The following is an 11823-nucleotide window of genomic DNA, read 5'->3' as shown; positions in this document are numbered from 1 at the left end:
GACACGACGCAGAGGATGCAGAGGACGGGGACAGCGGAATGACGCGGGACGAGGGGACCACCGTGCACAGGCCGACGGCGCCGTCGCCGGCGCTGGGCGCGCTCACCGCGATGGACAAGGCCTATGTCCTCGCCGAGGCGCTGCCCTGGCTGCAGCAGTTCCGCGGCCGCACCGTCGTCGTCAAGTACGGCGGCAACGCGATGATCGACGACGACCTCAAGCGCGCCTTCGCGGCAGACATGGTGTTCCTGCGCACGGTGGGCATCCAGCCGGTGGTCGTCCACGGCGGCGGCCCGCAGATCAGCTCGATGCTGACGCGCCTCGGCATGGAAGGCGAGTTCAAGGGCGGCTTCCGCGTGACAACGCCCGAGGTGATGGACGTGGTGCGCATGGTGCTGTTCGGCCAGGTGGGCCGCGAGCTGGTGGGCCTGATCAACGCGCACGGGCCGTACGCCGTGGGCATCTCCGGCGAGGACGCCCACCTTTTCACGGCGGCGCAGCGCAGCGTGATGGTCGAGGGCGTGGCCACCGACATCGGCCTCGTCGGCGACATCGCCTCGGTGAACCCCGACGCGGTCCTCGACCTCATCGACGCCGGGCGCATCCCGGTGGTGTCCACCGTGGCGCCGGACGCGGACGGCGTGGTGCACAACGTCAACGCCGACACCGCCGCGGGCGCGCTGGCCGCGGCGATCGGCGCGGAGAAGCTCGTCGTCCTCACCGACGTCGAGGGGCTCTACACGGAGTGGCCCGACCGCGATTCGCTGGTGAGCCGCATCGACGCGGCGGCGCTGGAACAGCTGTTGCCGCGCCTGGACTCCGGCATGGTGCCCAAGATGGAGGCCTGCCTGCGGGCGGTGCACGGCGGGGTGCCCAGCGCCCACGTCATCGACGGGCGGTTGGGACATTCGGTACTGCTCGAGCTGCTCACGGAAGAGGGCATCGGCACCATGGTCACGCCGACGGCGGACCCGGGGGATTCACGACAGGAGACTGCACGCGCATGACCGGACCATTGCAGCACCGCTGGTCGGACTCGCTGATGAACACCTACGGCGTGCCCGGGGTGGCACTGGCACGCGGCGAGGGCGCCGTGCTCACCGACGCCGACGGCAAGCGCTACCTGGACCTGCTCGGCGGCATCGCCGTCAACTGCCTCGGCCACGGCCATCCCGCCGTGGTCGATGCGGTCCACCGCCAGATGGCCACGCTCGGCCACGTGTCCAACCTGTATGCCAGCGAGCCGCCCGTCGCCCTGTCGGAGGCGCTGCTGGGCAAGCTCGGTCAGCCGGGCCGGGTGTTCTTGTGCAACTCGGGCACCGAAGCCAACGAGGCGGCGTTCAAGATCGCCCGGCGCACGGGACGGCCCAAGATCATCGCGGCCGAGGGCGGGTTCCACGGCCGCACCATGGGCGCGCTCGCCATGACCGGGCAGCCGGACAAGCGCGCGCCGTTCGAACCGATGCCCCCGGGCGTCGAGTTCGTCCCGTTCGGCGACGTCGCCGCCCTGGAGGCGGCGGTCGACGAGCGGACGGCGGCGGTGATGCTCGAGCCGGTCCAGGGCGAGATCGGCGTGGTCGTGCCGCCTGCCGGGTATCTGGCGGCGGCGCGGCGGATCACCGCCGAACGCGGTGCGCTGCTCATGCTCGACGAGGTGCAGACGGGTGTCGGGCGCATGGGCCGGTGGTTCGCGCACCAGAGCGCCGGCGTGGTGCCCGACGTCGTCACGCTCGCGAAGGGCCTCGGCGGCGGACTGCCGATCGGCGCGTGCATCGCCGTCGGCGACGCCGCGGAGCTGTTCGGGCCCGGCCACCACGGCACCACGTTCGGCGGCAACCCGGTGTGCGCCGCGGCCGCGCTCGCGGTGCTGGAGACCATCGAATCCGGCGGTCTGCTCGGCCACGTCGCGCAGCTGGGCCGGACGATCACGTCGGATGTCGAGGCGCTCGGACACCCCAGGATCGACCACGTCCGCGGCGAAGGCCTGCTGCTGGGGATCGTTCTGACGGCGCCGGTGGCCAAGCAGACGGAGGCGGCGGCACGCGCCGCGGGCTACCTGATCAACGCGCCGCGTCCGGACGTGATCCGCATCGCGCCCCCGCTGATCCTCAGCGGGGAGCAGGCGGCGGGTTTCGTCGTCGCGCTGCCGGGGCTGCTCGACGCGGCGACCGATGCGGCGGCCGCGGACGCGGTCTCGGAAGCCGCCACGGACACGGAAGGGAAGCGCGCATGACACGGCATATCCTCCGCGACGACGACCTCACCCCGGCGGAGCAGGCTGAGGTGCTCGACCTGGCCGTCACGCTGAAGTCCCGGCCGTTCTCGCGGCGGCCGCTGGACGGGCCCAGGTCGGTGGCGGTGCTGTTCGACAAGACCTCCACGCGCACCCGCATGTCCTTCGACGCGGGGATCACGGAGCTCGGCGGTCACGCGATCGTCGTCGAGTCGTCGAGCACCCAGATCGGCAAGGGGGAGACCATCGAGGACACCGCGCGGGTCCTGTCGCGGTACGTCGAGATGGTCGTGTGGCGCACCTACGGGCAGGACCGGGTGGAGGCGTTCGCCCGCAACGCGACGGTGCCGCTGATCAACGCGCTCACCGATGACTTCCACCCGTGCCAGGTGCTGGCCGACCTGCTCACGATCCGCGAACACAAGGGGGACACGGCGGGGCTGACGCTGACCTACCTGGGCGACGGCGCCAACAACATGGCGAACTCGCTCATGCTCGGCGGCGTCACCGCGGGCATGCACGTGCGCATCGCCGGGCCCCGCGGGTACCTGCCTGCCGAGCCCGTCGTCGACGCGGCGCGCGGCCGCGCCGCGGAGACCGGCGGCAGCGTCACCGTCGGCACCGACCCGCGGGCGGCCGCGGAGGGGGCGGACGTGCTCGTCACCGACACCTGGGTGTCGATGGGGCAGGAGGAGCAGGCGGCGGGAAGGCTCGCCGACCTGCGGCCCTACCAGCTCGACGACGCGATCGTGGCACTGTCTGCACCCGATTCGATCGTGCTGCACTGCCTGCCCGCGTACCGCGGCAACGAGATCACCGCCGACGTGCTCGACGGGCCGCGCGCCGTGGTGTGGGACGAGGCGGAGAACCGGCTGCACGCCCAGAAGGCGCTGATGGTCTGGCTGCTGGACCACCAGTGAGCCGGGGCCGGAGATGAGCGAGGAACCGCGCCCGGCCGCGACGCGCGCCGCACGGCAGGCCAGGATCGTGTCGATCCTGACCGCCCACCAGGTGCGCAGTCAGCCGGAGTTGCAGGCGCTGCTCGCGAAGGACGGCATCGGGGCGACGCAGGCGACGATCTCCCGTGACCTCGACGATCTGGGCGCCGTCAAGCTGCGCGGTGTCGACGGCGGGGTGGGCGTCTACGTGGTGCCGGAGGACGGCAGCCCGGTGCGCGGGGCGGTCGGCGGCACCGACCGGTTGGCGCGGCTGCTGGGCGAGCTCTTGGTCTCCGCGGACGCGAGCGGCAACATCGCGGTGCTGCGCACCCCGCCGGGCGCGGCCTCGTTTCTGGCGAGCGCCCTCGACCGCGCCGGGCTGCCGGAGGTCGTGGGCACCATCGCCGGCGACGACACCATCGCGGTGATCGCGCGCGACCCCACGACAGGCGTGGAACTGGCGGACCGCCTGAGTGCGCTCACGGGGCGGTGACGTGACACGATTGGCGGGCGGAGCGGGGCCCGGACGGAACGGCGTGGGCGCCGGACGGTCCGCCGCCGCGGACAACGGAACTGTGCAGACGACACTTCGGAACGACCACATCGGAAAGACAAGGAGCGCACACCATGGCTGAGCGCGTGGTTCTCGCCTATTCGGGCGGGCTGGACACCTCGGTGGCCATCAGCTGGATCGGCAAGGAGACCGGCAAGGAGGTCGTCGCCGTGGCGATCGACCTCGGCCAGGGCGGCGAGGACATGGAGACGGTGCGGCAGCGCGCACTGGACTGCGGCGCCGTCGAATCGGTCGTGGTGGACGCCCGCGACGAGTTCGCGGACGAGTACTGCCTGCCCACGATCGCCGCCAACGGGCTGTACATGGACCGGTATCCGCTGGTCTCGGCCATCAGCCGGCCGTTGATCGTCAAGCACCTCGTCGAGGCGGCCCGGTCGCACGGCGGCACCACGGTGGCGCACGGCTGCACCGGCAAGGGCAACGACCAGGTGCGCTTCGAGGTGGGCTTCGCCTCCCTCGCCCCCGACCTCGACGTCATCGCCCCGGTGCGCGACTACGCCTGGACCCGGGAGAAGGCGATCGCCTTCGCCGAGCAGAACGACATCCCGATCAACGTCACCAAGAAGTCGCCGTTCTCGATCGACCAGAACGTGTGGGGCCGCGCGGTGGAGACGGGCTTCCTCGAGGACCTGTGGAACGCGCCCACCAAGGACGTCTACAGCTACACCGAGGACCCCACCATCAACTGGCAGGCGCCGGACGAGCTGATCATCTCCTTCGACAAAGGCCGCCCGGTGGCGATCGACGGCCGCCCCGTGTCGGTCCTGGACGCGATCGAGGAGCTCAACCGCCGCGCGGGCGCGCAGGGCGTGGGCCGCCTCGACGTGGTCGAGGACCGTCTCGTCGGCATCAAGAGCCGCGAGATCTACGAGGCGCCCGGCGCGATGGTGCTCATCACCGCGCACCAGGAACTCGAGCACGTCACCCTCGAGCGCGAGCTGGGCCGCTTCAAGCGGCAGACCGAGCAGCGCTGGGGCGAGCTGGTGTATGACGGCCTGTGGTTCTCGCCGCTCAAGACGGCGCTCGACGCGTTCGTCGACAAGACGCAGGAGCGCGTCTCGGGAGACATCCGCCTGGTCCTGCACGGCGGCGGGATCACGGTGAACGGCCGGCGCAGCGGCGAGTCGCTCTACGACTTCAACCTGGCCACCTACGACGAGGGCGACTCGTTCGACCAGTCGTCCGCCAAGGGCTTCGTCCAGATCCACGGTCTGTCGAGCAAGGTGGCGGCGAAGCGCGACCTGGGCCTGTAGGCCCGCGGCCGCGATCGCATCCGCCGGTCCCCGGCGCAGCCGGCGACGGCCGCTCCGGGGACCGCGCCGTCACGGGACGTCGAGGAGCACAAGGTGGATACGGAGAAGACGGTGGACACGGAGCACACAGTGGATGCGGAGGACACGGTGGATGCGGAGGACGCGGTGGAGAATCCCGGCAACACGCACGAGGACGCGCACGGCACCAACGAGGGGGCGCTGTGGGGCGGCCGCTTCGCCTCGGGCCCGGCGGAGGCGATGGCCGCGCTGAGTAAGTCGACGCATTTCGACTGGGTCCTGGCCCCGTACGACGTGCGCGCTTCGCAGGCGCACACCGACGTGCTCCACCGCGCCGGGCTGCTCTCCGACGCCGACCACGCGGAGATGCTCCGGGGGTTGCGGCAGCTGGCCGACGACGTCGCCTCCGGCGATTTCGGCCCGGCCGCATCCGATGAGGACGTGCACGGCGCCCTCGAGCGCGGTCTCATCGCCCGCGTCGGTCCCGAGGTGGGCGGGCGGCTGCGCGCGGGCCGTTCGCGCAACGACCAGGTGGCGACGCTGTTCCGGATGTGGCTGCGGGAGGCCGCGCGGCGGGTCGCCGCCGGTGTGCTCGACGTGGTGGCCGCGCTGGCCGATCAGGCCGACGCGCACATGGGCGCGCCGATGCCGGGGCGCACACACCTGCAGCACGCGCAGCCGATCCTGCTTTCGCATCACCTGCTGGCGCACGCGCACCCGCTTCTGCGGGATGTGCAGCGGCTGGCGGATCTCGACGGGCGGCTGGCGGTGTCCCCGTACGGCTCGGGCGCGCTCGCCGGGTCGTCCCTGGGGCTGGATCCGGAGGCGATCGCGGCCGACCTCGGCTTCGCGTCGTCCTCGGAGAACTCCATCGACGGCACCGCCGCGCGCGACTTCGCCGCCGAGGCGGCCTTCGTCCTCGCGATGATCGCGGTGGATCTCTCGCGGCTGTCCGAAGAGATCATCACCTGGTCCACCGCGGAGTTCGGATACGTCACCCTGGCCGACGCCTGGTCCACCGGTTCGTCGATCATGCCGCAGAAGAAGAACCCCGACGTCGCCGAGCTGGTGCGCGGCAAGACGGGGCGGCTCATCGGCAACCTGACCGGCCTCATGGCCACCCTCAAGGCGCAACCGCTGGCCTACAATCGCGACCTGCAGGAGGACAAGGAACCGGTGTTCGATTCGGTGGCGCAGCTGGAGCTGCTGCTGCCGGCGGTGACCGGCCTCGTCTCCACGCTGGAGTTCCACGAGGAGCGGATGGCCGCGCTGGCCCCGGCCGGTTTCACCCTCGCGACGGACATCGCCGAGTGGCTGGTGCGGCAGGGCGTCCCGTTCCGGGTGGCGCACGAGGCCGCCGGCGGATGCGTCCGTGCCGCGGAGGAGAAGGGCGTGGGCCTGGACGGCCTGTCCGACGACGAACTCGCCGCCGTCGACCCCCATCTCACGCCCGACGTGCGCGGGGTGCTGTCGGTGGGCGGGTCGATCGCCTCGCGCGACGCGAAGGGCGGTACCGCGGAGGCGCGCGTCACCGAACAGCTCGCAGGCGTACGTGAGACACTTTCATCGTTGCGGCGCGAGCTGGCGCACAGCGGTTCCTGACACGGAGCGGTTCCCGGCGTCCGGCGGGCGTGCGCCCACGACGGGGGCCGGTGCGGTGAAGCGGCCCCCGTGGCACGCGGGACCAGGGGAGAGGCAGGTGCGCAGGTGATCATCGGTGGCAGGTCGGTGGCGAACACCGTGAACAGGGTGCTCGCCACCGCGCAGAACGGCCTGGAGGTCCTGCGCCTGGGCGGGCTGGAGATGGAACCGGAGAAGTCCCCCTTCGAGGTGGTCGAGCGGCGCCCGATGTACCGGTTGCGTCGGTACTTCCCGGAGTCCGTGCACACCGTCGACGAGGCGTCGGACCGGCCGCCGATCCTGCTGATCCCGCCGATGATGCTCGACGCCGAGGTCTACGACGTCACCCGCGACAAGGGCGGGGCAGGCGTGCTGCACGACCACGGGGTGGACCCCTGGGTCATCGATTTCGGTTCCCCCGATACGGAGGCCGGCGGCCTGGGCCGCAACCTCGCCGACCACATCGTGGCGGTGAGCCAGGCCGTCGACACCATCCGCGAGCGCACCGGACGCGACGTCCACCTCGCCGGGTATTCGCAGGGCGGCATGTTCGCCTACCAGGCGGCCGCCTACCGCCAGTCGGCCGGTCTCGCCAGCGTCATCACCTTCGGGAGCCCGGTCGACACACTCGCCGGACTGCCCTTCGGGCTGCCCGTCGGCCTGGCGACCCGCGGCGCCGACCTGCTGGCCGACCATGTGCTGAGCCACCTCTACCTGCCGGCTTGGGGGGCACGGCTGGGGTTCCAGCTGCTCGACCCGGTGAAGACGGCCAAGTCGCGGCTGGACTTCGTGCGTCAGCTGCACGACCGCGACGCGCTCCTGCCGCGGGAGCCGCAGCGGAGGTTTCTGGAGAACGACGGCTTCGTCGCCTATGCGGGGCCTGCCATCGCCGAGCTGCTCAAGCAGTTCATCGCGCACAACCGCATGATGACCGGCGGATTCGTCATCGACGGCCGGCTCGTGAGCCTCGCCGAGATCACCTGCCCGGTCCTGGCGTTCGTCGGCGACGTCGACGACATCGGCCAGCCGGTGGCCGTGCAGGGCATCGTCAAGGCGGCGCCCAAGGCGGACGTCTACGAGCACCGCCTGCCGTCCGGGCACTTCGGCCTCGTCGTCGGTTCCACGGCGGCGGACCTGACGTGGCCGGGCACGGCGTCGTGGATCCTCTGGCAGGAGTCCGGCGGGCGGAACGGTGCGGCGGAACTCAGTGAGCGCATCCACCCGATGGAGCCGGACGAGGGCGAGCCCGGCGATTCCGGCGTCACGGTGGCCTCCCGCCTGTCGCACGGCGTCACGACGCTCACCGAGGCCGGCATCGGCGCCACGCGGAGCATCGTCGGTCTCACGCTCGGAGTCACCCGTAGCGCGGTCGCGATCGCGGAGGAGGCGGCGCGGACTCTGCCCCGGCTGGCGCGCCTCGGCGAGATGCAGTCGCATACGCGCATCTCCTTCGGCCGGCTTCTCGCGGAGCAGGCGCAGGCGGCGCCGGACGGCGAGTGCTTCCTGTTCGAGGACCGGGTGCACACCAACAAGGCCGTCGACGAGCGCATCGACAACGTGGTCCGCGGGCTCATCCACGCCGGCGTGCGCCAGGGGGCGGAGGTCGGCGTCCTGATGGAGACACGTCCGAGTGCGCTCGTAGCGATCGCGGCGCTGTCACGGCTGGGCGCGGTGGCCGTGCTCCTGCCGATGGGCGGGGGGCTCCGGCCGGCGGTGGCGCTCACCTCGGTGAGCACGGTGCTGGCGGATCCGGAGAGCCTCGAGGAGGCCGCGGAGGCCGGGTGCCGGGTCCTGGTGCTCGGCGGCGGCGACGCCCGCGAACTCGACCTGCGCGGGCGTGACCAGGTCGTGGACATGGAGAAGATCGACCCGGCGACGGTCCGCATGCCCAAGTGGTACCGGCCGGACCCGGGTTTGGCACGAGATCTCGCCTTCATCATGTTCGCCGAGTCGGGCGGTCAGGTGGAGGCGCGGCGCATCACCAACCGGCGCTGGGCGCTGTCCGCCTTCGGCACGGCCAGCGCCGCCGCGCTCGGCCACGGCGACACCGTCTACTGCCTCACGCCCCTGAACCACCCGTCCGGGCTGCTCACCAGCGTGGGCGGCGCGGTCGCCGGCGGGGCGCGGATCGCGCTCACCGGCAGGTTCGATCCGGCGCGGTTCGTCGAAGAGGTGCCGCGGTACGGGGTCACGGTCGTGTCCTACACGTGGACGCAGATGCGCGACTTGGTCGATGATTCTGCGCCCGCACTCGGTGCGCACCATCCCATCCGCATGTTCATCGGATCCGGCATGCCGGCAGGCTTGTGGGAGTCGGTGACCGAGGCGTTCGCGCCCGCCCAGGTGGTGGAGTTCTACGCGTCCACCGAGGGCGGCGCCGTCCTCGCGAATCTGTCGCAGAGGAAGCCCGGCGCCAAGGGCCGCCCCCTGCCGGGCAGCGCGCCGGTGCGGCTGGCCGCCTTCGACGTCGAGGCCGGCGCCTACCTGGAGGACGACGACGGGCTCGTACGGCAGGCGCGCGAAGGCGAGGTGGGCCGACTGCTTTCGAAGGTGCTCCCGGACATGGACGTTCCTGCGACGGTGCTGCGCGGCGTATTCGAATCGGGCGATGCGTGGGCGCAATCGCATGACCTGTTCTACCTGGACCCCGACGGCGACTACTGGATGATCGACACCGTCCAGGGCGTCGTGCACGGGGTCGACGGGCCGGTCTACCGATTGCCCGTGGTCGATGCGCTCGGCCGTCTGCCGGAGGTCACCGGGGCGGTGGCGTACGGCGTCGATGCGGGCGGGGCGCAGGCGGCAGTGGCTGCCGTGACGGTCCGTGCCGGTGACACTTTGCAGGCGTCCGACCTCGACGAGGCGGTCTCCATGCTCCCGGCGGGCAACCGCCCCGCCGTCGTCCGCGTTGTCGAATCGATCCCGCGCACGCATTGGTACCGCCCCATCAGCGCGGGGTTCGTGGCGGACGGCCTCCCCGCGGCGGGGGACGGGGTCTTCGGCTACGACCGGGACTCCGGGCACTACACCGAGCTGACTCCTGAGCTGCGGTCGTCGCTCATCGCCGCATCGTGACGGGCACGGGTGGCGACGCCGGAGCGGGGGTGGGCGGTGAGGCGGCCCGTGCGCTGCTGGCGGCCGAGCCCCTCACTGCGGCCCGCGCGCTGCTGGGCGCGCGCTTCACCGCGAACGGTGTGGCGGTGCGCATCGTCGAGGTGGAGGCGTATCGCGGCTCGGCGGATCCCGCGTCGCACGCCTACCGGGGCATGACCCCGCGCAACCGCGTGATGTTCGGCCCGGCCGGGCACCTGTACGTCTACCGCAGTTACGGCATCCACACCTGCATGAACGTCAGTGCCGGCGTCGACGGCACCGGGTGGGCGGTGCTGCTGCGTGCCGGCGAGGTGGTCGAAGGGCGCGCCGCGGCGGTGGAGCGCCGCCCCGCCGCCCGCACGGACGCCGCGCTGGGCCGCGGACCGGGCAACCTGGGCAGCGCGCTGGGCATCGGGCTCGGCGATGGCGGCGCGGACCTGCTGGCCCCGGGGGCGGCGATCAGCCTGACGCTCGCCCCGCCCGGCGCCGTCGACGAGGCGGCGGTGCGGAGCGGGCCGCGCGTCGGTGTCAGCGTCAACGCCGATGCGCCCTGGCGGTTGTGGTTGGACGGCAGCCGCGCGGTGTCCGCATACCGCCGCAGTCCCGCGCGGATCCGCCGCGCGGCTGACCCCGCCGGCCGGTGGCGCGCAGACCGCGGCGGACCGACCGGTGTCGCCCGCGCAGCGCGGATGCGGGAGGATCGATGCCGTGACTGCGAACATTCTCGACGAACTCGAATGGCGCGGCTTGGTCGCGCAGTCGACCGATCTCGACGCGATGCGGACCGCACTCGCCGCCGGGCCGGTGACCCTGTACGCGGGATTCGACCCCACCGGGCCGAGCCTGCACGCCGGGCATCTCGTCCCGCTGCTGGCGCTCAAGCGATTCCAGCGTGCGGGCCACCGGCCGATCGTGATGGCCGGCGGCGCCACCGGAATGATCGGCGATCCCCGCGACGTGGGTGAGCGCTCGATGAACTCGGCGGACACCGTCGCGCAGTGGGCGCAGCGGATCCGCGCGCAGCTCGAGAGGTTCGTGGACTTCGACGACTCGCCCACCGGCGCCGTCATCGAGAACAACATGGACTGGACCGACCGGATGTCGGCGATCGACCTGCTGCGCGACGTCGGCAAGCACTTCTCGGTCAACGTCATGCTGGCGCGGGACACAGTCCGCAAGCGGCTGGCGGCCGACGGGATGTCGTACACGGAGTTCAGCTACATGCTGCTCCAGGCCAACGACTTCGTGCAGCTGCGCCGCAAACACGGATGCAGCCTGCAGGTGGGCGGATCCGACCAGTGGGGCAACATCGTCGCGGGCGTCGACCTCAACCGCAAGCTGGACGGCGTGACGGCGCACGGCTTGACGGTGCCGCTCGTGACGTCCGCCGACGGGCAGAAGTTCGGCAAGTCCACCGGCGGCGGGAGCCTGTGGCTGGACCCGGAGATGACCAGCCCGTACGCCTGGTACCAGTACTTCATCAACACCGCGGACTCGGACGTGGTCAAGTACCTGCGGTGGTTCACGTTCCTCGAGCGCGGCGAGCTGGACGAACTCCAGCGCGAGACCGACGAGCGGCCGCACGCCCGCACCGCCCAGCGCCGCTTGGCGCGGGAGATGACCACGCTGGTGCATGGCGATGCGCAGACCCGCGCGGTCGAAACGGCGAGCCAGGCGCTGTTCGGCAGGGCGGACCTCGCCGAGCTCGACCCCGCCACGCTGTCCGCGGCGCTGGCGGAGGCGCCGGTGGCCGTGCTCGAACCGGGGGCGCCGGACTCGATCGTCGATCTGCTGGTGGCCGGCGGCCTGTCGGCCAGCAAGGGGGCCGCGCGCCGCACCGTCCGCGAGGGCGGCGTCTCGGTGAACAATCTCCGGATAGGCGAGGAGGACTGGGCGCCGGAGGCGAGCGACTTCCTGCACGGGGAGTGGCTCGTCGTGCGGCGGGGCAAGAAGAACTTCGCCGGCATCCGGCGCGTGCAGCGGTAGCGAAGGCGAGGCGGTGTCGCGGGCAGTCGAGGCCCGCAGCACCGCCTTCTGTGCCGAGCGTCACTGATCTCCAGAAGTGGGCGTGTGGCTCCGCGGCCCGCGGAAAGC

General features: G+C 72.0%; 8 protein-coding genes and 1 pseudogene. All 9 read left to right on the top strand.

Features of this window, described 5'->3' with window-relative positions; translation table 11 throughout:
* Nucleotides 1–38 precede the first annotated feature (38 nt).
* Nucleotides 39–1007, top strand: a complete 969-nt coding sequence (argB, locus tag H4F70_RS13010) for an acetylglutamate kinase (protein WP_372497590.1) — start codon at nucleotides 39–41, stop codon at nucleotides 1005–1007.
* Nucleotides 1004–2233 carry an acetylornithine transaminase gene (locus H4F70_RS13005; RefSeq protein ID WP_182357493.1) on the top strand — a complete coding sequence of 410 codons (1230 nt, stop codon included), beginning with the start codon at nucleotides 1004–1006 and terminating at the stop codon, nucleotides 2231–2233. The genes argB and H4F70_RS13005 overlap by 4 nt, the downstream gene beginning before the upstream one ends.
* Entirely contained in the window at nucleotides 2230–3153 is a 924-nt protein-coding gene (gene argF, locus H4F70_RS13000) for an ornithine carbamoyltransferase (RefSeq protein ID WP_182357492.1), read from the top strand. Before H4F70_RS13005 ends, argF begins: the two co-directional genes overlap by 4 nt.
* 13 nt (nucleotides 3154–3166) lie before the next feature.
* Nucleotides 3167–3664: an arginine repressor gene (locus H4F70_RS12995; protein WP_182349274.1), complete on the top strand. Its 498-nt coding sequence runs from the start codon at nucleotides 3167–3169 to the stop codon at nucleotides 3662–3664.
* Between the two features lie 134 nt (nucleotides 3665–3798).
* Entirely contained in the window at nucleotides 3799–4998 is a 1200-nt protein-coding gene (locus tag H4F70_RS12990; protein WP_182357491.1) for an argininosuccinate synthase, read from the top strand.
* Nucleotides 4999–5163: 165 nt separating this feature from the next.
* Nucleotides 5164–6618 (top strand): argininosuccinate lyase, encoded by a 1455-nt coding sequence (gene argH / locus H4F70_RS12985; protein ID WP_182360393.1) that lies wholly within the window; start codon nucleotides 5164–5166, stop codon nucleotides 6616–6618.
* Nucleotides 6619–6723: 105 nt separating this feature from the next.
* Nucleotides 6724–9711 (top strand): AMP-binding protein, encoded by a 2988-nt coding sequence (locus tag H4F70_RS12980; RefSeq protein WP_182357490.1) that lies wholly within the window; start codon nucleotides 6724–6726, stop codon nucleotides 9709–9711.
* A gap of 29 nt (nucleotides 9712–9740) precedes the next feature.
* A pseudogene (locus tag H4F70_RS12975) lies at nucleotides 9741–10334 on the top strand (DNA-3-methyladenine glycosylase); the annotation flags it as partial.
* 103 nt (nucleotides 10335–10437) lie between these two features.
* Nucleotides 10438–11715, top strand: a complete 1278-nt coding sequence (gene tyrS, locus H4F70_RS12970; RefSeq protein WP_182357489.1) for a tyrosine--tRNA ligase — start codon at nucleotides 10438–10440, stop codon at nucleotides 11713–11715.
* Nucleotides 11716–11823 lie beyond the last annotated feature (108 nt).

It is taken from the genome of Tomitella gaofuii (genome assembly GCF_014126825.1).
GTDB lineage: Bacteria > Actinomycetota > Actinomycetes > Mycobacteriales > Mycobacteriaceae > Tomitella > Tomitella gaofuii.
The sequence above is the reverse complement of the archived record's forward strand: the minus strand, read 5'-3'. Positions and strand labels throughout refer to the sequence as shown.

Coding starts and splice junctions, on each gene's coding strand:
- argB (WP_372497590.1), top strand. CDS start 39: ATGACGCGGGACGAGGGGACCACCGTGCACAGGCCGACGGCGCCGTCG.
- H4F70_RS13005 (WP_182357493.1), top strand. CDS start 1,004: ATGACCGGACCATTGCAGCACCGCTGGTCGGACTCGCTGATGAACACC.
- argF (WP_182357492.1), top strand. CDS start 2,230: ATGACACGGCATATCCTCCGCGACGACGACCTCACCCCGGCGGAGCAG.
- H4F70_RS12995 (WP_182349274.1), top strand. CDS start 3,167: ATGAGCGAGGAACCGCGCCCGGCCGCGACGCGCGCCGCACGGCAGGCC.
- H4F70_RS12990 (WP_182357491.1), top strand. CDS start 3,799: ATGGCTGAGCGCGTGGTTCTCGCCTATTCGGGCGGGCTGGACACCTCG.